Consider the following 26,704-nt stretch of genomic DNA (forward strand, 5'->3'; position numbering starts at 1 on the left):
CCGGAGTGCCAGATCATGCCTGTTTTCCTTGACGCCACATCACCCGATTTCGAAACCGCCTTTCAGGCCCTTCTGTCCGCCAAGCGCGAGGACAGCCCGGATGTGGACGCGGTCGTGGCGCAGATCATCGACGATGTCCGCAACCGGGGCGACGCGGCAGTCATTGAATTGACCGCGAAATTCGACCGGCTGAAGCTGACGCCCGAAACGCTGGCCTTCAGCGCGCAGGAGATCGCAGACGCGGTGGCGCAAGTCGGGGCTGAAGACCGGGCGGCGCTGGAACTGGCCGCCGCCCGCATCCGGGCCTATCACGAACGTCAGATGCCCAGCGACCAAAGCTGGACGGATGAGGCCGGGGCCACACTGGGCTGGCGCTGGTCGGCGGTCTCGGCCGCCGGGCTTTACGTGCCGGGCGGGTTGGCTTCATACCCGTCTTCGGTTCTGATGAATGCCATCCCGGCCAAGGTGGCGGGGGTTGAACGGTTGGCCATCGTTGTGCCCACGCCGGACGGGCAGGTGAATCCACTGGTTCTGCTGGCCGCGCAACTGTCGGGCGTGGACGAGGTTTATCGCATCGGCGGCGCGCAGGCCGTGGCGGCGCTGGCCTACGGCACCGACACCATCGCGCCGGTCGACAAGATCACGGGCCCGGGCAACGCCTTTGTCGCGGCGGCCAAACGGCGGGTGTTCGGCAAGGTCGGCATCGACATGATTGCGGGCCCATCGGAAATCCTGGTCATCGCTGACAAGGACAACGACCCCGACTGGATCGCGCTGGACCTGCTCAGCCAGGCCGAACACGACGAAAGCGCGCAGTCGATCCTGATCACGGATGATACCGCTTTTGGCCAAAGCGTCGCGAAGGCGGTCGAAAAACGCCTCGAAACCCTGCAACGCCGCGCCATCGCCGGGGCCAGCTGGCGCGACTTCGGCGCCATCATTATCGTTCGTGATCTGGATCAGGCTGCAATCCTGTCGAACCGTATCGCCCCGGAACATCTGGAGCTTTGCGTCGCAGACCCGGTGGCGCTGAGCGAAAAAACCATCCACGCCGGGGCCATCTTTCTGGGCCAGTACACGCCCGAAGCCATCGGCGACTATGTCGGTGGACCCAACCACGTGCTTCCAACGGCCCGGTCCGCGCGGTTCTCGTCCGGGCTCAGCGTGATGGATTTTCTCAAACGCACCACGCTCAGCCAGATGACCCCCGAGGCCCTGCGCGCCATCGGGCCCGCCGCTGAACAGCTGGCGCAATCAGAAAGCCTCGAGGCGCACGGCCTGTCAGTCACGGCGCGTCTGAATCGCCTGAATGGCTGAAATGACGCAATGACCGGACACATATGGCTCTTCTCTGCGTTGCCGACTGGATTCCGTTGATATAGGTCTGTGCTGACAAAAGGATTGTAGCCATAACGATGACCCGCATTTCGCATATCGAACTGGATGACCGAAACCTGCCGCCGCCGACCCCTGAGATCGAGCAGGAACGCAAGGTTGCCATCTATGATCTGCTGGAAGACAACAGCTTTTCGCTGCCCAATCGGGATGACCGAGTCATTCCTGATGGGCCTTACCACGTGCAACTGTCGATCCGCGACAAACGGCTGGTCTTTGATATCGCGACCGAAGAGAATGAAAAAGCCGCCGAATTTCACCTGTCGCTTGGCCCGTTCCGGCAGGTGGTCAAGGATTACTTCCAGATCTGCGAGAGCTATTTCGACGCGGTCAAATCGCTGCCTCCCAGCCAGATCGAGACCATAGACATGGCCCGCCGCGGCATCCACAACGAAGGCAGCCGCGTGCTACAGGAACGGCTGGAGGGAAAGGCAGAAGTGGATACCGATACGGCCCGGCGCCTGTTCACGCTGATCTGCGTGCTGCATTTCGGGGGCTGACGGGTGAAGCCTCTGCCGCAGTCGGTCCTGTTCTGTTGCGACCACAACTCGGTTCGATCTCCGATGGCCGAGGGGCTGATGAAGAAGTTTTACGGCACGGGCACCTATGTGCAGTCCGCTGGCGTGCACAACGATCTGGAAATCGACGGGTTCTGCATCGCGGCCTGCCACGAGGTGGGTGTGGAACTGTCCCGTCACCGCTCGCGGTCCTTTGACGAGATGCAGGAATGGGGCGACGATCTCAGCTCGTTCGATCTGGTGGTGGCGCTTTCGCCCGCCAGTCAGCGCCGGGCGCTGGAACTGACGCGGGTTTTTCACCTCGATGTCGATTATTGGCCAATAATGGACCCTACCGGGTTGGGCGAGACCCGCGAAGAAAAGCTACATCACTACCGACAGACCCGCGATCAGATCATCAAACATCTGAAAGACCGCTGGGGCGAGCCTACGGAGTGACCATGAACCAGACCGTCAAAACCTATTTCGAAGCCTTCAATGCCGGTGACGTGGATGCCATGCTGGCTTGCCTGTCCGATGACGTGGCCCATCACGTGAACGAAGGCCATATCCGCATCGGCAAGGACAAATTCGCCGCGTTCTGCGCGCACATGAATCGCTGCTACAAAGAAAACCTGACCGACATCGTCGTGTTCGAAGCCGAAGGCGGCACCCGCGCAGCAGCCGAATTCATCGTCAACGGAACCTATCTGGAAACCGATGACGGCCTGCCGGATGCACATGGCCAGACGTACCGCCTGCCTGCCGGTTCGTTCTTCGACCTGAAGGATGGCAAGATCACCCGCGTCACCACTTTCTACAACCTGGCGGACTGGACCAAGCAGGTTTCGAATGGCTGAGGTCACCGGCGTCCGCCCCCTGACCGGAGCGGCACTGGAAGCCGCCCTTGATGACGTTGCCCGGCTGCGGATCAAGGTATTTCACGCCTGGCCGTATCTTTACGATGGCGACCTGGAATATGAACGGAAATACCTGCAATCCTACCGCGACAGCGACAAGGCCATCGTGGTGGGCGCATTCGACAACGACCGTCTGATCGGCGCGTCAACCGGCGCCCCTCTGATTGACCACGCCGAAGATTTCGCGGCGGCCTTCGAGGGCACCGGGCTTGACCTGCATGACATCTTCTATTGCGCCGAATCGGTGCTGTTGCCCGACTATCGCGGGCAGGGTGTCGGCCACAGATTCTTCGACGCCCGCGAAGCCCACGCCCGCAGCCTGGGTTTCACCAAATGCGCGTTCTGCGGCGTGCAACGCCCGGCAGATCATCCGATGCGGCCCGACAATTACCGCCCGCTGGATGCCTTCTGGCGCGCGCGGGGATACACGCCTTTGCCCGGTGCGATCGCACAGTTTTCGTGGAAAGATATCGGCGACGAAGGCGAATCGAAAAAACCTCTTCAGTTCTGGACCCGGGATCTCTGAGCGCCAAACGCAGAAAAAATTTCCGAATCATGGTAGTGCTGGGTTTTCTGTGGGGGAATTGCCATGAAACGATATGTTATCGAACGCGATCTTCCGGGTGTCGGTTCCATGTCCGGTGACGAACTGTGCGGCGCGTCTGCGAAGTCGAACGAAGCGCTGGCGCAAATACCCGGCGTGCAGTGGGAGCATTCCTATGTTGCTGGTGACAAGACCTTTTGCATCTATCTGGCCGAGAGCGAGGACGCGATCCACAAGCATGCGGAACTCAGCGGGTTCCCGGCCAACACGATCACCGAAGTGACCACGATCATCGATCCGACGACCGCAGGGTAATTGGGCTGTACTCCGGTCTGCGTCCGCGACTAAGGTCATGCGAATTTGACCGCACGGGGACGCTGCCATGAAAGTCGCAACTGCCGCCTATGATCTCGACTGGCTCGACAGCTGGGCGCAATACGAAGACAAGCTGAACCGCTGGGTGTCCCAGGCCGCAGGGCAGGGGGCCGAATTGTTGGTCTTTCCCGAATACGGCGCGATGGAGCTGTCGACCCTGGACGGGGCCGAGGTTGCCGGCGATCTGGAACGTTCGATCCGGGCCGTGTCCGACCGGATGGAGGATGTACAAAACCTGCACACCCGCCTCGCCAAGACGTACAAAACCTACATTCTGGGTGCGTCGGCGCCGGTTGTTGATGGCCCCGGGCGTCCGGTGAACCGTGCCGCCTTCTACGCGCCGGATGGCAGTTTCGACCATCAGGACAAACAGATTATGACCCGGTTCGAACGCGAGGATTGGGACATCGCCCCGGGTGGTCCGCTCAAGCTGTTCGACACCGCGCTGGGCAAGATCGGTGTGTTGATCTGTTATGACAGCGAGTTTCCCTTGCTGGGCCGCGCGCTAAGCGAGGCAGACCTGATCCTTGCGCCATCCTGTACCGAAGCGCTTTCGGGTTACTGGCGCGTGCGGATTGGCGCAATGTCAAGAGCTTTGGAAAATCAATGTGTTACAGTCATGGCCTCGCTGGTCGGGAACAACGAATGGTCCGAGGCGGTGGATATGAATACCGGGACCGGAGGCGTCTTTGGCCCGCCCGACAAGGGGTTTCCGGCCACCGGTGTGCTGGCCGAAGGCACTTTGAATCAGCCGGGCTGGACCTATGCGGATGTCGACCTGTCAGCCATCGCCGAGGTCCGCGCGGACGGTCACGTGCTGAACCGAACCCATTGGGAGGAACAGGCCGCCCGAGTCGAATCGGTCACAATATCCGCTCTTTAGGTGATTCCGCCCTTGAAATAAGGCCGAAATAGGCTCATTTAAGCGCACACCCCCGCAGATTCTGCGGGTGCAACGTAATGATGGAGACAACATGGCCAAGGAAGATACGCTCGAATTTCCCGGTGTCGTGAAGGAACTCCTGCCTAATGCGACGTTTCGGGTCGAGCTGGAAAACGGCCATGAGATCATCGCACATACGGCAGGCAAGATGCGCAAGAACCGCATCCGTGTTCTGGCCGGCGACAAGGTTCAGGTCGAGATGACCCCATATGATCTGACCAAGGGTCGGATCAACTATCGCTTCAAGTAACGCCTGCCGCAATGGCGTTCATTCTCGGATCGGGCAGCCCAAGACGGCTGGACCTGCTGGCCCAGCTTGGCGTGCGACCCGATGCCATTTGCCCTCCTGACATCGACGAAACGCCTTTGAAGGGCGAGCTTCCGGTTCCGTATTGCCACCGCATCACGCGCCAAAAAGTGCAGGCTGTTCAGGCGGATAGAGGTGACGTTACCCTCTGTGCAGATACCACCGTGGCCTTGGGGCGTCGGATTCTGGGAAAGCCCGAGGATGCGGGGCAGGCGGCGGAGTTTCTGCATTCCCTGTCTGGTCGTCGTCACCGCGTGATCACCTCGGTTGCGGTCCGGCGCGGAGACCGTGTGCTACAGCGTGATGTCGTCTCACAGGTCAAGGTCAAACGTCTGTCGGATGTCGAGATCAACGCCTATCTGGCGACCGGAGACTGGCGCGGCAAGGCAGGCGCCTATGCGATTCAGGGACCTGCAGGGGCTTTCATTCCATGGATTTCGGGGTCGTTTACAGGCATCGTTGGCCTGCCCCTGTCCGAGACCGCGGCCTTGCTGCAAGGCATCGGCTATCCACTGTATCGAGAGGCATCATGAAAGGTCGCACCATTGTTCTGGACCACATCCAAGGCCGCGAAGCGGCTGCGCTGATGGTCGACGGCAAGTTGGATGACTTCTTGATCGCCACAGACGCACCCGCGCCCGGCACGATCTACCGCGCCCGGGCTGACCGCCCGGTCAAGGGGCAGGGCGGAATGTTCCTGACCACGCCAGATGGCCCTGCTTTCCTGCGACAAGTCAAAGGCTTGGGTCCCGGCGCCCTGTTGTTGGTACAAGTCACCGGCTTTGCAGAGCCCGGCAAAGCCATACCGGTGAGCAATCGCATCCTTTTCAAAAGCCGCTATGCGATTGTTACGCCGGACGCTCCGGGCCTGAACATTTCGCGCAGTATCAAAGACGAGGACATACGCGATCAACTGCTTGAAATCGCGCACGAGCAGATGGGTGACAGCGCCTATGGATTGATCCTGCGCTCCTGCTGCGCGGGTGCGGATGCCGAAGATATCTCGGAAGACATCTCGGCCATGTTGACGCAGGCCGAGCAGGTGATGAATGACGACGGTACCGAGCCTGAACTTCTCAGCGAAGGTGACAGCCCCCATATCCTTGCCTGGCGCGACTGGACCGACCCGGCCGAAGTCGTGACACAGGCGGGCGGGTTCGAAACCCACGGCGTTCTGGATGCGCTGGATACGGTGCGTGGAGCGTCCGAGCCTTTGCCGGGCGGGGGGCATCTTTACATCGAACCCACACGCGCATTGGTCGCCGTGGATGTGAACACCGGAGCGGACACCTCGCTCGCGGCGGGCACCAAGGCCAATTTCGCCTGCGCCAAGATGCTGCCCCGTGCTTTGCGCGTACGTGGGCTGGCTGGTCAGATTACGCTGGACCTCGCGCCCATGCCAAAGAAGGATCGTCGCGGGTTTGAATCCGCTTTACGCGCCGCGTTCAGATCAGACCCAGACGAGACGATTCTTGCAGGCTGGACCCCGCTGGGCCACTTTGAGTTGCAGCGAAAGCGTGGTCGCGTTCCTGTGATGGAGGTCCTGAAATGAGCTGCCCGATTTGCGGTGCCGAGACCGAGCAGAAGTTTCGTCCGTTTTGTTCCAGGCGCTGTGCGGACATTGATTTGGCCAAGTGGCTGAACGGGTCCTACTCGGTTCCCTCGCAGCGCGAAGAGGACCTTGAAGTCGAGGATGACACGCAGGACTTCACGCCAAAGCGACCGCATTGAAAAAATGTGAAAAAGCCTCTGGACACCGCTTGTAGCAAGTCATAGAAGGCCCCCACCCAACGACGAACGTCGTTCCCGTGCCCGGGTAGCTCAGGGGTAGAGCAGTGGATTGAAAATCCTCGTGTCGGTGGTTCGATTCCGCCCCCGGGCACCACTTCCTCAGGTAAACCCTTGGTTTAAATCGAGCTTTAAACAGCAGGGTGGAGCCGTTGACCATGTCAGAGACCCTTTCACCCAAGTACAAGTTCGTAAAAGATGGTGTGTTTTACTATAGTGCCGCGTTCCCAAAGAGTATTGCCGCTACTATTCGTCTTCTCGAATTGCATTTTTTTGCGTACTCATTTGGCGAACATCGTGGCGGCGAAGGCAAGAAAGGCTGCTGATCAACTGGAGGAGTATTGGTTTCATCTGAGGTCGCAGGACACGAAATTGCTCAGTAAGCACATATTGGTGCTTGGAGCGCAGGACGACGCCATCCTTCCACCGAATTGCCCGAACCGTTGAATCACGCTCAACCAGGTTTTGGGTCTCGAGTGGACGGAAACCGCTCCTACCTAGATAACCTACTAAAGCAGACTTCTGTCCAGCTCGACAACCCGGGTTTATACTTGATGTTTTTCCGGGAAACTCTTCGGTGTATTGCGGTTCAACTTCGAATGCTCCGCGACCAATTCAGCCAACTCTGGCCGGCATGAACCGCAGTTTGTTCCAGCTTGAAGGGCATCTCCGATATCGTCCACATTGATCAAACGTTTGTCGCGAATGGCGCCGATGATGGTTTTTAGTCCGACCCCGAAACACGAACAGACAATTGGTCCACAGTCTTCAGAAGCAGCAGATGACCGGCCAGACAGTATCTGAATGAGCGAAACCTCAGGCAAACTTGCCAAATAGTCTCGCATCAGAATGATAGGTTGGCGGGAGATGAACAGCGCCGCCAAGAGGCGCTGTCCGTCTGACAGCGCGATCCTATGGGAGCCGCGCTTGGGGTCTTCGATTGAAGTCACCATGGCATCAGGTAGTCCAAACCACTCGCGGGCTTTGTGTTCCCAATCGTCGATGTCCTGCTTGCCCGCCAACTCCATCCTGTAGCCTTTGTCCGTTTTGCTCCTTGCCCAGTATTCTGCCGTAGGCGAGGCCGCATCGACGGAAATGGCGAAGCCGTACCAGGAAGCATTCAGACGCCGCACAGAAACAGCCGTCGCCTTGCTTTCAGGCTGTCCAGATATCGGATCAGTCACACTTGGAACAAGCGCATCCACACGGGCTGAAGGTGCCGTTTCACCCGTCCAGTGAATTGGTGCGAACGCTTGCCCGGGTGCGACAGCTTCCGAGATTCGAAGGCGAAAGACACCGCTTCCAACTGAGCTGTCGAGTTGGACCAAATCTGCGGCGCTAAGGCCCAACCGATCAACGTCCGTTGGATTCATGTCAACATAAGGTTCGGAAAGGTGGGCTGATAAACGAGGCGACAAACCTGACCGTGTCATGGTATGCCACTGATCCCGGTTTCGCCCTGTGTTTAAAAGAAACGGGAATTGTGCACAGGTTTTCACTTTGGGCGGCTTGTGAGAAACCGGAACAATACGCGCTTTGCCATCAGGATGAAAAAACTGCCCATCGCCAAAGAACCGCTTGTCGGTCGCACCAAGTGTCGTTGGCCATTGTGTGGGGCTCAGCGCATCATAGTCTTCATCCCCAATGTCGGACAACTCGGTAATATTGAAGTCCTTGCCAAAAGACGCCGCAAGTGAGGTCATGCTCGCGTATTCTCTAAAAATCTGCGCCGGAGAATTGTAGTTAAATGCCTCTTCCCAACCCATCCTACGGCCGACCTCGGCCAAGATATCCCAGTCCGAGCGGGCTTGCCCCGGAGGGCTCAAAACGGCACGTTGTCTGCTTATCGTGCGATCTGAATTGGTTACAGTCCCCGATTTTTCTGCCCATCCCGCCGCTGGCAGCAGCACGTCTGCGATACGCGCGGTATCTGTCCGCGCGGTCAGGTCGCTGACAACTGTAAATGGGCAGTTTTCAATAGCTGCGCTCACTCTGTCCGCGTCCGGCATGGTAGCCGCAGGGTTGGTGTGGATGATCCAGAGCGCCTTGATCTGACCGTCTTCGATGGATCGGAACAGATCGACCGCTTTTAATCCTTGCCTCCGAGGGATGTTGGGCGAATTCCAAAAGTGTTTAACCGCCTGACGATGGTCCTCGTTTTCAATGTCCAGATGGCAAGCGAGCGTATTGGCCAGACCACCCACCTCTCGACCGCCCATGGCGTTAGGCTGACCTGTGACCGAGAACGGCCCCATCCCTTCGCGACCAATTCGACCGGTGGCCAGATGGCAATTCAAGATCGCATTGACCTTGTCGGTACCGCTGGAAGACTGGTTTACACCCTGACTAAAGACCGTAACGACCCGCTCAGTACCGATCCACAAATCGCAATACGCCTCAATCTCAGATGGGCTGAGCCCCGTCTCGTCAGGATCGTCAAGCTGCGCCAGTTCGAGGGCTTCAGAGAACCCATTGCTTCGTTCCAGGAATTCGGCGGATACATGGCCGGTGTGGTGAATTCTGCAAAGCAATCGGTTGAAAAGCGCTACGTCGCTGCCTGGCTTAAGCGGCAGATGAAGGTCCGCCTGATCACAACTCGCTGTGCGGCGCGGGTCAATGACCACGATCTTCGTGCCATGCGCCTGACGCGCCGCCATGACCCGCTGATAGAGAACGGGATGACACCAGGCAAGGTTTGAACCAACCAGCACAACTAAGTCAGCGTGATCCAGATCTTCATAAGTTCCGGGCACTGTATCGGTTCCGAAGGCGCGTTTATGCCCGGCTACAGTTGACGCCATACACAACCGCGAGTTGGTGTCGATATTGGCTGAGCCGATGAAGCCTTTCATCAACTTGTTGGCAACATAGTAATCCTCGGTCAGCAATTGGCCCGAGACGTAAAAAGCTACGCTGTCCGGTCCGAACTCTCTGATCGTGGCCGAAAAGCGATCGGCAACCAATTGCAGTGCGTTATCCCAACTGGTGTCCTGGCCGAACGCGCATGGGGCCAACAACCGGTGGTCTAGACCCACGGTTTCGTCCAAAGCCAACCCTTTCGAGCATAGACGCCCGTAATTCGCCGGGTGGTCCGGGTCGCCTCGCACGGTAAGACCACCGGCACCATCGGGGCGCAAAAGAACACCGCAGCCGACGCCGCAATAGGCACAGGTTGACCGGACCTCTGGCAGGCCAGTTCCGTCCATCAGGCCGCACTCCGCCGGGTGACGGCGCTGTCGTCAAGCAGGATGCGCCCATCTTCCAAACGTACGGGGTAGGTGGTGATGCGACCATCATCTGCGCCCTGAGCCTCGCCCGTATTCAAGTCGAAAACCCAGTTGTGCAGCGGGCAGGTGACCGACTGGCCGTGGACGATGCCTTCAGACAAAGGGCCACCCTTATGGGGGCAGCTATTGGTTGCGGCGTACACTTCAGCCTCAGCAGTACGGAATACGGCGATGCAGCCGATATGGGTTTTCACCAACCGCGCCCCGCGTAAGGGAACCTCGTCGATATGTCCGATGTCGATCCAGCTCATTCCGCTGCCTCCAGTGTGAAATCTGCAATCGGCGCGTAGGTCTGCGCTTTTTCTTTGACGTGTTCGGCCCACGGGTCTTTACGGTAGATGCTTTGCGACAGCTCGAACCTGGCCACCAAGGCGGTGCGGTTTTCAAGGTCGTCCACGACCTGAGCTTTGACCCAGTCCATGCCGACCTTGCCTAGCCATTTATACATTCGATCCAGATATTTGCCGCCTTCGCGATAGGCTTGCGTGACGGCCATCACCACCTCAATCGCTTCGCCTTCGGTCTGGACCTGGCACAGCAATTCGGTCTCTTTCACGTCCATACCGGCGGCCCCTCCGATACTGATCTGATAGCCTGAGTCCACGCAGACAACGCCGATATCCTTGCAAGTCGCCTCAGCGCAGTTGCGAGGACAGCCCGACACGGCCAGCTTCAGCTTATGCGGAGTCCAAGACCCCCACAGGATTTTCTCAAGCTTGATGCCGAGGCCGGTGCTGTCCTGCGTGCCGAACCGGCAATGATCGGTTCCGACGCAGGTTTTGACTGTCCGCAGGCCCTTGGAATAGGCGTGACCCGAGACCAGACCGGCCCTGTTCAGATCCGACCAGATCGCAGGCAGGTCTTCACCCTTCACGCCCAGCAGATCGATGCGTTGGCCGCCGGTGACCTTTACGGTTGGCACGTCGTACTTGTCGGCGGCGTCGGCAATGGCACGCAGTTCTTCGGGGGTGGTGATCCCGCCCCACATGCGCGGCACGACGCTGAACGTACCGTCTTTCTGAATATTCGCGTGTTTGCGTTCGTTAACGAAGCGGCTTTGTGGGTCGTCCTGATAGTCCAGTGGCCAATCCGCCAGAAGGTAATAGTTGATCGCCGGGCGGCAGACATGACAGCCGTTGGGCGTATTCCAGCCGAGTTCCTGCCAGACTGCGGCCTGGCTTTTCAGTTCCTGCCCTTTGATCAGTCGGCGTACATCTTCATGCGTCAGGTCGGTGCAACCACAGATCGGTTGTGCCGCTGGCATCTGGAACGCATCGCCCAAAGTGACCTGCAGGACCTGTTCGACCAGACCCGAACATGTTCCGCAGGACGCACTGGCCTTGGTGCTTGCACGAACCGCGCCCAGATCGCCAGCCCCTGAATGGATCGCCTCGACAATGTCGCCTTTGCATATGCCGTTGCAGCCGCAAATCTCCGCCTCAGGCGGCAATGCTGCAACGGCTGAGAGAGGGTCCGCGGTGTCGCCCCCCTGGTAGGCCGGGCCGAAGATCAGCGTCTCACGCATGTCTTCGATGCTGGTGCTATCCTTGATCAGGCCGAAAAACCAGCCGCTGTCGGCCGTGTCACCGTACATGACAGCGCCGATCAGACGGTCCTGTTCGATCACAAGACGCTTGTAGACGCCCCGCGATGGGTCGCGGAACACGATATCCTCACGCCCCGGTCCATCTGCGAAATCGCCAGCGCTGAACAGATCGCAGCCGGTGACTTTCAACTTCGTTGAAAGAGTTTTTTGCTCAAACGCGGCCTCTTTATCCAACAAGGCATGCGCCGCCACATTCGCCTGATCGTAGAGCGGCGCGACAAGACCAAAGACCTCTCCGTTATGCTCGACGCACTCACCCACAGCGAAGATATCCGGATCCGAGGTCAACATTTGGTCATCCACATGAATGCCACGCCCGGTGGCCAGACCGGCCTCCTGCGCCAGCGCTGTATTGGGACGGATGCCAACGGCCATGACCAGCAGATCACAGGGCAGCTCGGTCCCGTCGTCCAGCAAAAGTGCGCGGACCTTGCCATCTTGCCCAAGGATTTCCTTGGAGTTCGCCTGTAGGCAGATATTGATTCCTTTGTCTTCCAGCGACTTCTTCAGCAGGTAACCTGCGGCTTCATCCAACTGACGCTCCATCAGGTGGCCCATGATATGCACCACGGTGACGTCAACGCCGTGCGCGGCCATGCCCGCCGCAGCTTCAAGCCCCAGCAAGCCGCCACCGATCACGACGACCTTGTTGTCGGGGCCCATGTCCATCATCTGCTGGGTGTCTTCCAGGTCGCGATAGGCGATGACACCGTCCAGATCATGACCGGGCAGGGGGATGATGAACGGGTTCGACCCAGTCGCGATCACCAGCTTGTCGTAGGGACGGTGTCCGTGCTCGCCCTCGACAACTTTCATCTCGCAGTCGATCTTTGCAACTTTCTCACCGAACCGGCAAGCAATCCCCCGCTCGGCGTACCAGGCGTCATCATGTGTGACGATCTCTTCATAAGTCTTCTCACCCGACAGAACCGGGCTCAGCATGATGCGGTTGTAGTTCCCGCGGGGCTCGGCGTTGAACAGGGTGATGTCGAACGCATCCGGCGCGGCGTCGGTCAGGTGTTCTAGCACCCGGCCCGAGGCCATGCCTGCGCCGATGACAACAAGTCTTTGTTTCATGGTTTCACTCCGCTGCAATCGCCTTGGGGGCGGGCGTTTTTGGCTTGGCGCCGTGTTCGTATTCTTCGAGGAAATCGAGGACCTCCTGCCGGTAGGCGTAGTAGTCCGGATGCTCCAACAGCGCTTTGCGGGTGCGCGGGCGCGGCAGGTCGACCTTGGTGATCTTGCCTATGGTCGCTTGTGGGCCATTGGTCATCATCACCACGCGATCGGCCAGCAGGATCGCCTCATCCACGTCATGGGTCACACAGATTGCGGTGACCTTGGTGCGGGACCAGACCTCCATCAACACTTCCTGCAATTCCCAGCGGGTCAGACTGTCGAGCATCCCGAAGGGCTCATCCAACAGCAGCAGCTTGGGCGATAGGGCAAAGGCGCGTGCGATGCCGACGCGTTGTTTCATGCCGTTCGACAGGTCGCTCGCGGATTTGTCCATCGCATCGGCCAGACCGACGCGTTCCAGATAGTATTCAACGACATCCTGACGCTCGGCGATGCTGGCCTTGGGATAGACTTTGTCGACCCCGATCGCGACGTTTTCCTTGGCAGTTAGCCATGGGAACAGGTTGGGGGATTGGAACACTACGGCGCGTTCTGGATCAGCCCCCTCGACATGACGACCATCCAGCTTGATCGCGCCCTTCGATATATCGTTCAGCCCCGCAGCCATGGTCAGAACCGTAGATTTTCCGCAACCTGAATGGCCGATCAGCGAGATGAACTCGCCCTTATCGATCTTCAGATCGAAATCCTCAACAACGGTCAGAGGGCCCTTGGGCGTCGGGTAGACTTTATGAAGCTGCGAGAAGTCGAGGAAACGACTCTCGATCATCCCCTTTTGTGCCTCGGCCACCGCCGTTGGCACTCCATGGATCGGTGTTACATCGGGCAGGATGCGCGAGCCTTCGACTTTGGCTTCGATCCCCACATCCATCAGGTACTTGGTGACGTCGGCGCGCAGGCGCTTGAACGTCTCGTCGTTGTTCATTGCACCGCGTTCGCGAGGGCGCGGGATCGATACGCGGAATTCCTGGCCCAACGTACCATCGGGGTTCAGGGCGATGATCCGGTCGGCCAGAATGATCGCCTCGTCCACGTCATTGGTGATCAGAACGCAGGTCTTTTTGTCGGCCTCCCAGATATGTTCGATCTCATCCGCCAGATTGGCACGGGTGAGCGCGTCGAGCGCCGACAGAGGCTCATCCAGCAACAAAACCTCGGGGTTCATCGACAAGGCACGCGCCACGTTGACCCGCTGACGCATCCCACCCGACAGTTCCGCCGGGCGGCGCGTGGCAGCATGGCTGAGACCCACCATCTGCACATAATGCGCGACCTTCTCGGCCTTCTCAGTCTTGCCGAGGCCCGGAAAGACCGTATCGACCGCCAGCCCCACATTGCCGCTGACCGTCAGCCAAGGCATCAGTGAATAGTTCTGAAATACTACGCCACGTTCCGGACCCGGCCCCTTGATCGGAGTTCCTTTGAACGTGACCTCTCCACCAGTTGGAGTATCCAGACCGGCCATGAGGTTAATCAGGGTCGTCTTGCCGGTGCCGGAAAAGCCGAGGATCACCAGAAACTCGCCCTTCTGCACGTCCAGATCGATGCCTTTCAGCACATCCGTGCGCGCGGCGCCTTCACCGAAGGATTTTGTGGCGTTTTTGAAGCTCAGTATGCTCATCGCGCTCACCGGTTGTTCGTGAATGTGAAGAGGGATTGCAGTGCGTACATCACCCGGTCCAACAGGAAACCGATGATGCCGATGGTGAAGACCGCAACCATGATCTTGGCAAGCGAGCTGGACGAGCCGTTCTGGAACTCATCCCAGACAAACTTGCCCAAACCGGGGTTCTGCGCCAGCATTTCAGCCGCGATCAAAACCATCCAGCCGACACCAAGCGACAGGCGCAAACCTGTGAAAATCAGCGGCAACGCCGAAGGCAGCACCAGCTTAGTGACTTTGGTATAGGTGTTCATTTTCAGAACCTTGGAGACGTTTACCAAGTCCTTGTCGATGGTCGCCACACCCAGCGCGGTGTTGATCAGAGTCGGCCAAAGCGAACACAGGGTCACGGTGATGGCCGAGATCAGGAAGGACTTGGCGAACCAACCGTCGTTGGTGACGTAGACGGCCGAGACGATCATGGTCACGATCGGCAGCCACGCCAGAGGTGAGACCGGTTTGAAGATCTGGATCAGCGGGTTCAGCGCCGCATTGGCGGTCGGCGACAGTCCGGCAGCGATCCCAAGGGGAACGGCCACAACGGTCGCGATCAGAAATCCGAAGAACACGGTTTTGATAGAGGTCCAGATTTGCTGGTAGTAAGACGGAGCGCCGGTGTAGGCGACTTGTTTGACCTCGTCCGCGCGGCCCGTATCGATCAGCTTCTGGTTCCGTTTCTCAACCATTGCCTCGAACTTGGCGCGCTTGGCGGCCTTGGCCTGTGCGTCCTCGTTGAGGTTGACCATTTCTGCCCAGACCTGAGCTGGGCCTGGTACGGCGCCCAGGGAAGTTTGCACTTTCGGGGCGAGCGTCCCCCAAAGCAGCAGGAAGGCGCAGATCGACAGCAGGGGGACGACCAGAAGACGCCAGATTTCGGTCATCTGAGCGCGGGGGTTGTCTCCGGCGGCAGCTTTCAGGACCGGGGTGGCCCAGCTTAGGCCAAGAACCTGGAACCATTTGTCGGCGGCGTTGATGCGAGTGAACAGGCGGGTGCGGCGCGCCTCTTTGGCGGCGTCTGCGTTGAATTCGGGATCGACCGTTGTCATCTGATGTGTCCTTGCGATGGCGGGGCACTTTGGGGTGTGCGCCCGACTGATACCGGGCGCGACGCATGGGATTAGCCTTGCACGTCCGAGCCGACGATCTTCTGATCGCCCTTCAGACCAATGGACAGGCTTTCGAGATAGGCGTTGGGGGTGCGGCCGTCATAGGTGATGCCGTCGATGATATCCTCGGCCGGGGTGGGCGCTTTGTAACCATCACTGTCCCAGGGGAAGTCGGCCTCATTCGCCAGGCCTTCATCGACTAGCAGGCGCGCGGCTTCCAGATAGATCTCGGGTTTGTAGACAGATTTGGCAACCTCGTCATACCAGCTGTCGGGCTTGGATTCAGGGATCTGACCCCAGCGGCGCATCTGTGTCAGATACCAGATCGCGTCCGAATAGAACGGGTATGTCGCGTTGTAGCGGAAGAACACGTTGAAATCAGGAACTTCGCGCTTGTCTCCTTTTTCGTATTCAAATGTGCCGGTCATCGAGTTGGCGATCACGTCATAATCTGCGCCCACATATTCCGCGCGGCTGAGGATCTCGACCGCCTCGGGGCGGTTGGCGTTGTCGTTCTCATCCAGCCACATCGCGGCGCGGATCAGGGCCTTGGTCACGGCCAGCGTGGTGTTGGGATACTCTTCTGCGAACTCGGCAGTGATGCCAAAGACCTTCTCAGGGTTGTTCTTCCACAGCTCATAGTCCGTGATGACCGGCACGCCGATACCCTTGAACACAGCCTGTTGGTTCCAAGGCTCGCCCACGCAGTAGCCATATATCGTGCCGGCCTCCAACGTGGCAGGCATCTGCGGTGGTGGCGTTACTGACAGGAACACATCTGCGCCGATCTGGCCGGTTACGTTGTCAGGGCTGTAGTAGCCGGGGTGCAGTCCACCGGCGGCAAGCCAATAGCGCAGTTCGTAATTATGGGTCGAAACGGGGAAGACCATGCCCATGTTAAAGGGCTTGCCTTCGGACTTGTATTTCTCGACGACCGGAGCAAGCGCCTCAGCGCTGATAGGGTGTTGGGGACGACCATCCTCCATCACCGGAATGTTCGGTTTCATCTCTTCCCAAATCTCGTTCGAGACGGTGATGCCGTTGCCGTTCAAGTCCATCGAAAATGGCGTGATGATATGCGCCTCGGTGCCGTAACCGATGGTCGCGGCCAAAGGCTGCCCGGCCAGCATGTGCGCGCCATCCAGCTGCCCGTCGATCACGCCATCCAGCAGCACTTTCCAGTTGGCTTGTGCTTCCAGCGTCACGAACAGGCCTTCGTCAAGAAAGTACCCATTCTCATAGGCGACAGCCAGCGGCGCCATGTCAGTCAGTTTGATAAAGCCAAACGTTAGCTCGTCTTTTTCCAGTTCCAGTTCGGCCAGTGCCGGTGACACAAGCGCCGTCGTCGCAGCAAGGCCTAAAAGAAGCTTTTTCATCTCGTTCCCTTTCGGTTCAGCCCAACCCGTTGGGCAAACAAAAAAGCCGCCGACACAGTCCGCCGGGAGGAGGTGGCGGATGGTCGAGCGGCTTTGCTCTTGTGAGGTGCCCTGGACTATGGGCGAATTCCGTCGGTGGGCGTCGTTGCCTTCCGATGTTCCGATTTAGCCAGTCACGCAGCGGCGCGTCATCAATTTTCAGCGTTTTCACCTCGAAAATTCTGCGTCGCAGCAATAACAGATGCTGCACTGCAAAAATTTTGTGCAGACTTACCCCGCTGGCTCGAAAATGCGTCGGTCGAAAAAGACGTTCCGAGACAGAATCAGGCTGCCATTGGTCGAGGCAACCGCCGTCGACTCGGGTAACGCCCCTTCAAGTTTCTCGGACGCGCCGGGTGTTTCCACACCAAGCCCTTGCAATTCGCGACGATAGAGATCACTGCGAAAGACCTTTGCGGATTGTCGTTCCGCAGTTCCGGCGTCCAGCCCGTTTCGTTTCGCCAATTGATGCGCAACCCATTTCGCCTGACTGCGCCATGGGAAGGTGGCAGCGCCGTCAAAAAACTCGACAAACCCATCGACATGGCGCTGCTCGCCGCGGGCCGATATAGTGAATTCGCCCATCAGCGCTCGGTCAATTAGCTCGGGTGAGACGTTGAGATAGGTTTTACGCGATAGCATCTCGGATGCAGTTGTGCGGCTGTCGGTGTTCGAAAGCCAGCGCCCTGCGCGCCAAACGGCCCGCATAAGGCTACCCAGTAAATGTGGTTCGGTTTCGGCCCAGTCGTTTCTGACCGCCAGCACCTTTTCAGGTGCACAGGACCAGATCGCCTTGCCGGGCAACAGCAGTGCACCGACATTGTCGTCTACAGCGAATGAGCCCCAGGGCTCACCCACACAGAAGGCATCGATCTCGCCACCTGCGAGCGCCTGCGCCATGAGTGGAGGCGGGACGGTTCGGATTTCGACCTGTTTCGAGGCCAGTTCGGTTCCAGCGACCCAATAACGCAACAATTCAACATGCATCGAAAACGGAAAAGGTACACCGAACACCAAAACGTCGCCGGCGGCCTGTGCCAGTGCAGCCCCAGCTGCAGCAGCATCGGAGAAATCGAAGCCGTAGCCCTGGTCGGCCAACCGCCCAGCCAATTGAGTTCCAACACCTATGACATTGCCATTGAGCGACAGGATAGACACGGCGGACAACGGTGTCGCAATGCCTCCAAGACCCAAAGCCATCGCAACGGGGACGGGTGACAGCAGATGTGCCGCGTCCACGTGCCCAAAGGCCAGCATATCACGCAGAGACGACCAAGATGGAGCCGGTCGCAGGTCCAACGAGATGCCTTCGGCGTGGTCAAACCCCATCTCGCATGCCACGATCAGTGGAGCGGCATCAACCAAAGGCATATAGGCGACAGGCAGGGTTACCGTTCTCATGACAACAAACCTGATGCTGTGACCAAGGCTTCGGACACCTCGGCAACCCGGCGATTCTGATTCATCGCGGTTTTACGGAGTAGGGCATAGGCTTCATCTTCCGAAACGCCCTTGGCCTTCATTAACAAGCCCTTAGCTCGGTCAATCACTTTGCGCTCTTCCAGCGCACGGCGGGTTTCGGCCAGTTCGGTCCGCATCTGACGTAGCACCTGAAACCGGGCAATAGCGGTATCGATCACAGGTTTAATGCGCTCGGCTTGCAAACCGTCGACGACATAGGCCGATACCCCGGCCTCAACTGCGGCTTTCGCCAACCCGCCCGCGGCGCTTGAGACAAACATCGCCACGGGGCGTTCCAATGGGCCCGAAGCAACGGTGAGCTCTTCCAGCATATCCCGCGATGGATTGTCGATGTCGATCAGGACAATGTCCGGGCTATGCGTTGCAATTTTACGTGCCAGACCGGAGACATTGCCGATTACAGAAACATCTACGTCGCCAGCCTCTTTTAGGGCATCTACGATCGCAAAAGCACGCTCTTGGTTCTGTTCGACTACAACGACAGTCAGATGTTGGTTCATAGAGACTCAACTGAGCCCAAGATTCATTGACCGCAATTCCAAGGCCAAAAACCTGTTCACCAGGCTGCCGGTTCGCCCACTATTTCAGCGTATTTCCGCATTTAGCGGAATGCCTGCACAGTTTTTCTACATGGCATCAAAGAAATCTGCGGTGAGCGCTGCAGTGGCGTCTCGCATCGAACCTTGTGTTTTTCACTTGCTCTAACGGTCGTAGGATTTTTCAACAACTCTGATCTGTCCGATCGCATCAAGACGGGGCATGCCTTGCCCCATCAGAAGTTCAAACTGCCGCAACTTCGAATCTACCTCTTCTGGCTTCGGTCGCTTGTTTGCTATTCGTGGTTCTCCGTTTCCTAAACATAACGGTGGACCAGTTCAGTTGGGGAGGCTCAGATACCGAAGCCCTCACCCTCCGCCTCCATCGCGACCTCATAGCCTTGCTCGACGACGCCCGCAGGCGCGAAGACGACATACCTACCCGGCCGGAGATGATACGCCGCATCCTCGATGCATGGACAAGGGGGGAGGTGTATGGGGAAGGGCAGTAGCTATAAGAGCGAAAAATCCGAAGGGGTCATATCACGGCCACAAAAGACACCACACGCTGTCACATTCGGCGGAGAACAGACCTTCACCGCAAGTGCAAAGCGATTAAGCGCCACCGGCGGAAGCGGACATTCAAAGCGCCTAAGAGATTTTCTCCGCAGGGTTCTTCAGGTCGTGCGTAGAGCGGGCCTTCTGCGCCACGGCGACAGCGCAAACCATTAGTGGTGAGCGGACGTTCTTGCGGCGGATAAGTGTCAACGATGAAAGAGTAGAAGGCTTTGCGCGGAGTCCCACTTGGCGCTACTGCCCATCGCCGTGTAGATGAGAATGTATCAGAAATCAGGAATTTGCGCGTCTTGTAACGTTGATTTGGACGGCACGCAGGATATTAAAACATGTGGATCTACGGACAGCCTCATCAATGATTGATCTTCAAAAAATTCATGGATTTGAAACGGGCAAGCGCGACTCTTTTGAGGCACTGATAAAGATTCTGGCGCGAAGAGAACCGCCTGAAAACGCGTACGAATTTCAGCCGAACGATGGCAGAGGCGGTGATGGTGGCGTTGAAGCCATCTGGAAACTGAATAACGGTGACAAGGTTGGCTACCAATCCAAGTTCTTTGAAGTACTTGGGGATACCCAATGGAAGCAAATGGATAAGTCTGTCCAGCAAGCGCTGAAGACCCATCCAGAGTTAAAAAGGTATGTTTTTGCACTGCCGCTCGACTTCACTCCTAAGCGGGGGCCAAAGGCGAAGGGTAAATCACAACAAGAAAAATGGGATGATCGCGTTGCGGCCTGGAAAGCTCTGGCTGCCAAGAGTTCAATTTCGATTGAGTTCGAATTTTGGGGGGCGACGGTCATCACTGACAAGCTTCTGGTCAACGATAATCTCGCATTGCAGCGTTTTTGGTTCGGCGGCGACGTCCTCGACGATGCGTGGTTCAGCAGCCAAGTCGAGGCGGCAACACTAAAACTAGACGATCGATTCAACCCTGAAGACCATGTCGAAGTATCAATCGAAGCAATGTTCGACGCTATCGTCAGAGGGCCAAAATCGCGTGCTCGTCTTCGTGATGCCTTTGCGGCTTTGGCTAGCAACAGAGTGCCGTCAATCGAGTTTACCACAACTTCGCTGAAACCAGATCCCAAGGTTTTGGCAGAAGCGCGTTCACTCTGGTCTGAGCTTGTTGAGATGCAGGCGCTCATCGATCAGGAACCAACGATAAAGTGGAACTTGGCAAAGGCCAAAGAAACGCTGGATGAGCTGCGCAATCTTGCGTGGAAGTTAGAACGACCATTTTCGACTACCGATAGTAAGAGCCTAGAGGAGGCCGAAAAACAGAAGTTCACGGTTATCAAAGATAGCCTGAGAGACCTTCAAGCGGCTCTTGCCACGCTCGACGAAGCGATCAGGCAACGTGACTGGTCTGCAGAAGCCGCTAAGTCTGCGATAGTGCTTGGCGAAGCCGGTTCAGGCAAATCGCATTCGCTTGGAGAAGCTGCAACACAACGTGTTCAAGACGGTTTGCCGACCGTTGTAGTTCTGGGTCAAGACTTGTCTGATGCTCCATTTTGGCCGCAACTTGGTGGCCTCTTGGGGCTTGAAGCAAAAACCCCAGATGAAATTCTAGGTGTCTTGGACGCAGCAGGTTCGAGAAAAGGGCAAAGAACTCTTCTCTTTTTTGACGCAATCAACGAAGGAGCGGGCGCAACCTACTGGATGCACTGGATACCTCAAGTCATCGATGCGTTACGACCATATCCGTACATCGCTGCCGTCTTTTCTTGCCGAGATGTCTACTCAAGGTATGCAATTCCTGAAAACCTACTAAAAACCGTGCCCGTCTTCAACATGCAAGGCTTCTTCAGCCTTGAAGAACGAGAACGCGCCGCAATCCAATACCTAGACAACAAGGGCATATCTCGCCCAAACACGCCCTGGCTCTCCCCGGAGTTCACCAACCCACTCTTCTTGAAAAGCACAAGCGAAGCACTGCTTGAACGAGGTGAGTCAGAATTTCCAAGAGGTTTGCAGGGCGTTTCAGAATTAATGGCATTTTACCTCGATGGGATCGCCTCCAGAACTGGTGTGCGCTCTGTTCGACCAGAAGATTTGTCATCGCCATTAAAGAAGTTCGTGCAACGCATAGCGGCTACCATGGCAGCCGATGGGCGAGATTTCGTTGAAATTGAAGTCGCCAGTGACCTTGCCCACCAACAGTTCGGAAGCCGCCAAGCGCCTGAAGGTAAATCATGGCTGGATGTTTTCGTTCAATCGAGCTTGCTCCGTCGCGATCCGCCTCCTTACTCGAAGAACATCGATCCGCTTAACCCCCCTTCCGAACTGATCAGGTTCTCCTTTCAACGTTTTCAGGACTACCTTATGGCCGACGCGTTGGTCGACAAGATAGTTGCGGCTAGGGCATCCGCTAGCGCCAATTCGTGGTCGATCACTAAACTGGGGCGGAAGCTCCTAGAGCGGATCGGCATTCAGAGGGCTCGTTCGCAATCGGGGGCGGAATTTCAGCCAGGAGGGCCGCTGAACTTCCTTTTTTATGACGGCGAACTTTCGAGCCAGATTCGCTACGAGTACGCTGGACTTGTGGGCGCATTGTCGACGATCTACCCAGAAAAACTCGGCACCGAGTTCGCCACCGCGGTGCCTGACTGGGAAAGACACTGGGAAGACGGCACGCTTCAACAGGGTTTTGCCGATAGCTTCAAATGGAGAAAGCTGGAAGCATTCACAAATAACGCCAAAGAACTCCTGAATGCTCTGGACGGTTACTCTGTTGACCCTCAAGGCTTGCTGCTGGAAGTGTCCATCACAATCGATCATCCGTACAATGCGAAGTTTCTGAACACGCACCTGCAAAGCTTTGGGATGGCAGAACGAGACAGTCACTGGACCCGCTGGATCAACTGGGCGTCCAGAGAAGATTTCAGTCAGATCGATCGCATCATCTCCTGGGCAATGTCGACAAAAGACCGGAAAACCGACGCTAGGCACATGGAGTTGGCCTCTCTGATCCTCGCATGGTCTTTGTCATCGTCCCACATAACTTTGCGAGATCAATCGACTAAGGCACTGACCTCACTATTCTTAACCAAGTCGGATGTTTTCGACTTTGTTTTTGAGGAAATGCACTCGTGCAATGATCCCTACGTGGTTGAGAGACTCTATGCTGCGGCATTTGGAGCCTGTTGTATCGATCCCAGTGTGGAGCGACTCAGGGCGTACTCGAGCCTCGTCTTCGCAAAGGCTTTTGCTGAAGGTACGCCGCCAGTGTCACTGATGACCAGGGATTACGCTCTGGGGATCGTCGAACTCGCATCGCACAAAAACGCCCTGGAGGTGGGAACAAATCTCGAAAAATGTTACCACCCCTTCCGCTCAGAAGAGCCGAAATTTGGTCTGACAAAAGAGCAAGTTGAGAAAATCGCAGATAGTCGTGGCGGCAAGTCAATCTTCAGGTCGGCGTCGAGTGAGTGGGGCGACTACGGCAAGTATAGTATCCCGGGGCGAGTGCGAGGCTTCTTAACCACAAGACTTTCGGAACCCAAACCCGTCGCAGCTTCAGAAGTGAAAGACCGTTTCAAAGCTGAAGTCATTGATCCCTATGCAGAAAGAGTGGCGGCGCTTGAGGTATACGAACAGGCATCAATCGTTCCAATCGAAATCATCCTGCGGACGATTATCGATGTGGATGGCAATGAGGCGGAAGAGGAAGCCATCGAATTAGAGGTAGAGGGAAAAGACATTGAAATCAGCAAGGAAGACGCCTTGGCTGAGCTGAATAAACTGTTAGGTACGGAAGAACAGAAGCGATTAGTTGATGAATATTTCAACGATGCTGCGGGCCACGGTGACTACGAGACAATCAGCGTTCAACAGTGCCGTCTCTGGATTACTAAGCGAGCCTACGAACTGGGGTGGACAGAAGAATTGTTCCCAGAGGATGGGCAAGGTAGAAGCTACTCACGCCACGAAAACGACCTTGAGCGCATAGGAAAAAAGTACCAACGCATCGCTCTTGATGAATTGCAAGCCAGACTAGCAGACAACTTTTGGGTCCTCGAAGGCTGGCCGGAGCGACCTCACCAGTATCGGTATAGCCATCATGAATACCGCCGAAACATCGAGCCCACCATCCTGCCCACTGCAAGCCTTTACCCTTCCGCACCGGACGCTGACACTGACTGGATGTCCGAACCTCAGATCGTGCTACCGGAAGTAGCCGAAGAAAAGTTGAAAGAGTGGCCGTTCACAGAAGATCCCACTCAAGCAATCTCGGACAAACTGGTTCGAGTGGATGAGAACAAAAGACGATGGTTGGTCCTCTACGAATTTAATCTGGCGGAAGCGTACTACGCAAAACCGAGGCCTGGAGACCACGGCAAACGATATGAAGAGTTCAGGTTCTTTTACTGTGTATTTGTAAGGAAAGGGAAAGCCACTGATTTCACAAAATATCTTGCTGCTGAAGCGAACCTGAGTGTTAACGACTTTCAACCCCGAGAATTCACTGATGGCCCGTTCTTGCGCGAAGCATTCTGGCGCGACACCTGGAAATCAGCGAAATTCGACCAGCACATTTGGAGGGCACCACCCGACTGTGATTTTGCCATCCCGGTCGCTCACTACCATTGGGAAAGCCACCTCGACAAAACCCTGCCTGAAGGTTTCACAAACTACATGCCGCAAAAATGGTTTGCTGAAGAACTAGGCCTGTCTATGTCTTCGGAGGGACCTCAGTACTGGATTGACAATGCCGGAAACACGGTTGTGCAATCACAACGGCCAGTGAGTCATCAGACAGCGGTGGTCATAGATGAGGCTGCGCTTCGTCGGTATGCAGATGAGAGCCAAATTGAGCCAGTTTGGATAATGATCGCAGAGCGCAACACATGGCCTAAGGGTGCAAACGATGAGTCCTGTTGGAGAAGGTCTGAGGGAGCTGCCTGGTTCGACGGCGCTGAATGGCAGCAGGTCGGTTGGAACAATGATACTAAACGATAACGACCAGATGAAGAGTGCTCGTTCATGGAATGAATGGCCGCTTGGGCGATGCTGAAATGCAGCATGCGAAAGCATAGCAAATGGCAGCTCTGGGCCGGTCTTACATGAACAACATTGGCGTGAAGGCAAGTTGTTGGTCTGATCAAAACTCGCCGTGAATTTCGCCGCTCCATCGAATGAAATTTGCCAGACTGTGTGTGAGCTGGTCGTCGATGCCCGATCCCACGGTACACTCCCATACGACGAGGGTCCGCCAACCCAGATCATGCAATCGCTGAATGGCCTCGGCGTCCCGCCGTACGTTGGCTGCAAACTTTTCTTGCCAGAACAAAACATTTGACTTGGGGGTGGCGGCTTTCGGGCATCCGGCATGCCGATGCCAGAAACAACCGTGAACGAAAATGGCAGTGCGCCACTTCGGCAGCACGATGTCAGGGGAACCAGGAAGCCTCCGGACATTCAAGCGGAACCGGAAACCCTGAGCATGCAAGGCCTTGCGCAACAGAATTTCGGGCTTCGTATTGTTGCCGCGGATGCGTGACATCATCCGTGAGCGAGTCTTCCGGTCAACTGTATCGGTCATGTGATCAACATAATGTCCACGGTCCTGTTTTCGACCTGGAACATCTGCTCAAACCTGGTAGAACCTCCGAAGCAGAGGAAGAGCATGCCAGAAGAATTTGCCATCATCGACCTTTTTGCCGGTCCTGGAGGGCTGGGCGAGGGATTTTCTCAGGCTGGGCACGACCCGGGCGCGCCGATGAAGATCAAGCTGTCGATCGAGATGGACGACCACGCGATCCAGACGCTTCAGCTGCGGGCTTTTCTCCGTTCGTTCGACGAGTTCCCGCAAGAATACCGTGATGCCCTGAATAGCGGTTTGCCGCTGCCCGACTGGGCCGACCTCTACCCGATCAACTGGAAGCTCGCGAAGGACGAAGCAAGGCAACGTGTTTTGGGGGAGCCCGGGGTATTCGAAGAACTTGCGGTCGAGCTTGACCGCACCCGCGAAGACTACAACGGCAACACGATCCTGATCGGCGGACCGCCTTGCCAAGCCTATTCACTGGTCGGTCGGGCGCGAAACAAGGGCAAGGCTGGATACGTGCCCGAGGACGACCACAGGCATTTCCTATACCGGGAATATGTGCGCATTCTGGACAGGCTTCGCCCGGCGGCGTTCGTCATGGAAAACGTCAAGGGAATGCTGTCGAGCCAAGTGGACGGAGGCGGCATCTTCAGCAGGGTTCTCGACGACCTCGAGGCGGCCGGAGACGGCTACCTCCTGCTGCCTTTGTCCAAACCCGCCCCTTCGGACGGGTCCCGAGCCGCAGCCCGGGATTTCCTCATCAAGGCCGAGTACCACGGCGTTCCGCAGGCGCGGCATCGGGTAATCATTCTCGGAATCCGAAGCGACCACGCCAAGGACATTGAATTCGACGGACCCATCCTCGGGAATCGGCAGACCCCCGTGACGGTGGCTGAAGTTCTGCGCGATCTGCCCCGAGTGAGAAGTGGGCTGAGCCGCGGCGACGATGCTGACGCCTGGCTGGCGGCCGTGCAGGACCAGGCTTCCGCTATTGCGGCTTCGGACGCGGCGCCGCGAGAGGTTCGCGAAATCGCTCGCGCCGTGGCCGGGGCCAACAGATTGCCCCGCGTCCGCTCCAGCACCCTGAGAAAACGCTCCGGTGAATTGCCCGCGCAGCTTGCGGATTGGCTGTTGGACGACCGGCTTGAGGTCGTTCTCCAGCACGAGACCAGGGGGCACATTCCGGACGATCTGGGGCGCTATCTTTTTTCGTCGGCTTTTACCCGTGCGTTCGGCAGGTCACCGAAGCTTGCGGAGTTTCCCGAGTTTTTGCAGCCGGCGCACCGAAATCGGGGGTCCGGCGATTTTGCCGACCGCTTCCGGACACAATGCGCGGATCGGCCTTCGACAACCGTCACAAGCCACATTTCCAAGGATGGCCACTATTTCATCCACCCCGATACCATGCAGTGCCGATCGCTGACCGTCCGCGAAGCCGCGCGTCTGCAGACTTTCCCGGACAACTACCTGTTCTGCGGTCCACGCACCAAGCAGTACCACCAGGTCGGCAATGCAGTTCCTCCCTACTTGGCGTTTCAGATCGCAAAGGCGGTGCGGCGGCTGCTTGGATGACGG

22 protein-coding genes and 1 tRNA gene are annotated in these 26,704 nt (G+C 57.3%); 14 read left to right on the forward strand and 9 right to left on the reverse strand.

The window, feature by feature from the left end; genetic code table 11:
* Window positions 1–15 precede the first annotated feature (15 nt).
* The 12 genes from hisD to GS612_RS02730 all read left to right on the forward strand — a co-directional run bounded on the left by hisD (window position 16) and on the right by GS612_RS02730 (window position 6,866).
* A complete protein-coding gene (hisD, locus tag GS612_RS02675) occupies window positions 16–1,317 on the forward strand; it encodes a histidinol dehydrogenase (protein ID WP_171639005.1) in 1,302 nt (433 codons plus the stop codon).
* Between the two features lie 98 nt (window positions 1,318–1,415).
* The gene (locus GS612_RS02680; protein ID WP_152458863.1) at window positions 1,416–1,895 is read left to right on the forward strand and encodes a UPF0262 family protein; all 480 of its coding nucleotides are present in this window, start codon (window positions 1,416–1,418) and stop codon (window positions 1,893–1,895) included.
* A gap of 3 nt (window positions 1,896–1,898) precedes the next feature.
* Window positions 1,899–2,351: a low molecular weight phosphatase family protein gene (locus GS612_RS02685; protein ID WP_171118521.1), complete on the forward strand. Its 453-nt coding sequence runs from the start codon at window positions 1,899–1,901 to the stop codon at window positions 2,349–2,351.
* Between the two features lie 2 nt (window positions 2,352–2,353).
* On the forward strand, window positions 2,354–2,752 hold the full coding sequence (locus tag GS612_RS02690) for a ketosteroid isomerase-related protein (RefSeq protein WP_171639006.1): 399 nt from the start codon (window positions 2,354–2,356) through the stop codon (window positions 2,750–2,752).
* Complete coding sequence (locus tag GS612_RS02695) at window positions 2,745–3,338, forward strand: GNAT family N-acetyltransferase (protein ID WP_171639007.1); 594 nt, start codon at window positions 2,745–2,747, stop codon at window positions 3,336–3,338. Before GS612_RS02690 ends, GS612_RS02695 begins: the two co-directional genes overlap by 8 nt.
* A gap of 63 nt (window positions 3,339–3,401) precedes the next feature.
* On the forward strand, window positions 3,402–3,671 hold the full coding sequence (locus tag GS612_RS02700) for a DUF4242 domain-containing protein (RefSeq protein ID WP_152458857.1): 270 nt from the start codon (window positions 3,402–3,404) through the stop codon (window positions 3,669–3,671).
* A gap of 67 nt (window positions 3,672–3,738) precedes the next feature.
* Window positions 3,739–4,614 carry a carbon-nitrogen hydrolase family protein gene (locus GS612_RS02705; RefSeq protein WP_171639008.1) on the forward strand — a complete coding sequence of 292 codons (876 nt, stop codon included), beginning with the start codon at window positions 3,739–3,741 and terminating at the stop codon, window positions 4,612–4,614.
* Window positions 4,615–4,705: 91 nt separating this feature from the next.
* Entirely contained in the window at window positions 4,706–4,924 is a 219-nt protein-coding gene (gene infA / locus GS612_RS02710) for a translation initiation factor IF-1 (protein WP_005978431.1), read from the forward strand.
* Window positions 4,925–4,935: 11 nt separating this feature from the next.
* Complete coding sequence (locus GS612_RS02715) at window positions 4,936–5,514, forward strand: nucleoside triphosphate pyrophosphatase (protein WP_171634104.1); 579 nt, start codon at window positions 4,936–4,938, stop codon at window positions 5,512–5,514.
* Window positions 5,511–6,533: a ribonuclease E/G gene (locus tag GS612_RS02720; RefSeq protein WP_171639009.1), complete on the forward strand. Its 1,023-nt coding sequence runs from the start codon at window positions 5,511–5,513 to the stop codon at window positions 6,531–6,533. The genes GS612_RS02715 and GS612_RS02720 overlap by 4 nt, the downstream gene beginning before the upstream one ends.
* Complete coding sequence (locus GS612_RS02725; RefSeq protein WP_152458850.1) at window positions 6,530–6,712, forward strand: DNA gyrase inhibitor YacG; 183 nt, start codon at window positions 6,530–6,532, stop codon at window positions 6,710–6,712. Before GS612_RS02720 ends, GS612_RS02725 begins: the two co-directional genes overlap by 4 nt.
* 79 nt (window positions 6,713–6,791) lie before the next feature.
* Window positions 6,792–6,866, forward strand: a tRNA-Phe gene (locus tag GS612_RS02730).
* A gap of 448 nt (window positions 6,867–7,314) precedes the next feature.
* On the opposite strand, the gene GS612_RS02735 is transcribed toward GS612_RS02730, so the two are convergent.
* The 8 genes from GS612_RS02735 to GS612_RS02770 form a co-directional block, all read right to left on the reverse strand.
* Window positions 7,315–9,975 carry a nitrate reductase gene (locus tag GS612_RS02735; protein WP_171639010.1) on the reverse strand — a complete coding sequence of 887 codons (2,661 nt, stop codon included), beginning with the start codon at window positions 9,973–9,975 and terminating at the stop codon, window positions 7,315–7,317.
* Window positions 9,975–10,307: a nitrite reductase small subunit NirD gene (gene nirD, locus GS612_RS02740; RefSeq protein WP_170713628.1), complete on the reverse strand. Its 333-nt coding sequence runs from the start codon at window positions 10,305–10,307 to the stop codon at window positions 9,975–9,977. The genes GS612_RS02735 and nirD overlap by 1 nt, the downstream gene beginning before the upstream one ends.
* Complete coding sequence (gene nirB / locus GS612_RS02745) at window positions 10,304–12,739, reverse strand: nitrite reductase large subunit NirB (RefSeq protein WP_171639011.1); 2,436 nt, start codon at window positions 12,737–12,739, stop codon at window positions 10,304–10,306. Before nirB ends, nirD begins: the two co-directional genes overlap by 4 nt.
* A 4-nt stretch (window positions 12,740–12,743) precedes the next feature.
* Window positions 12,744–14,423: an ABC transporter ATP-binding protein gene (locus GS612_RS02750; protein ID WP_171639012.1), complete on the reverse strand. Its 1,680-nt coding sequence runs from the start codon at window positions 14,421–14,423 to the stop codon at window positions 12,744–12,746.
* Between the two features lie 5 nt (window positions 14,424–14,428).
* Window positions 14,429–15,511: an ABC transporter permease gene (locus GS612_RS02755; RefSeq protein ID WP_171172770.1), complete on the reverse strand. Its 1,083-nt coding sequence runs from the start codon at window positions 15,509–15,511 to the stop codon at window positions 14,429–14,431.
* A 71-nt stretch (window positions 15,512–15,582) separates the two neighbouring features.
* Window positions 15,583–16,947 (reverse strand): CmpA/NrtA family ABC transporter substrate-binding protein, encoded by a 1,365-nt coding sequence (locus GS612_RS02760; protein WP_171232772.1) that lies wholly within the window; start codon window positions 16,945–16,947, stop codon window positions 15,583–15,585.
* Window positions 16,948–17,217: 270 nt separating this feature from the next.
* Window positions 17,218–18,387: an ABC transporter substrate-binding protein gene (locus GS612_RS02765; RefSeq protein WP_171639013.1), complete on the reverse strand. Its 1,170-nt coding sequence runs from the start codon at window positions 18,385–18,387 to the stop codon at window positions 17,218–17,220.
* Window positions 18,384–18,968, reverse strand: coding sequence for an ANTAR domain-containing response regulator (locus GS612_RS02770; protein ID WP_171227792.1), 585 nt, complete (start codon window positions 18,966–18,968; stop codon window positions 18,384–18,386). Before GS612_RS02770 ends, GS612_RS02765 begins: the two co-directional genes overlap by 4 nt.
* 967 nt (window positions 18,969–19,935) lie before the next feature.
* Between GS612_RS02770 and GS612_RS02775 the strand changes: the two genes are divergently transcribed.
* Window positions 19,936–24,540, forward strand: coding sequence for a hypothetical protein (locus tag GS612_RS02775; protein WP_171639014.1), 4,605 nt, complete (start codon window positions 19,936–19,938; stop codon window positions 24,538–24,540).
* Between the two features lie 142 nt (window positions 24,541–24,682).
* Here GS612_RS02775 and GS612_RS02780 read toward each other — a convergent pair whose 3' ends face one another.
* On the reverse strand, window positions 24,683–25,123 hold the full coding sequence (locus GS612_RS02780) for a very short patch repair endonuclease (RefSeq protein WP_171639015.1): 441 nt from the start codon (window positions 25,121–25,123) through the stop codon (window positions 24,683–24,685).
* Between the two features lie 84 nt (window positions 25,124–25,207).
* On the opposite strand from GS612_RS02780, the gene GS612_RS02785 reads away from it, so the two are divergent.
* The gene (locus GS612_RS02785; protein ID WP_171639016.1) at window positions 25,208–26,701 is read left to right on the forward strand and encodes a DNA cytosine methyltransferase; all 1,494 of its coding nucleotides are present in this window, start codon (window positions 25,208–25,210) and stop codon (window positions 26,699–26,701) included.
* The last annotated feature ends 3 nt before the right edge of the window (window positions 26,702–26,704 follow it).

This window comes from Ruegeria sp. HKCCD6157 (assembly GCF_013110685.1).
Lineage (GTDB): Bacteria > Pseudomonadota > Alphaproteobacteria > Rhodobacterales > Rhodobacteraceae > Ruegeria.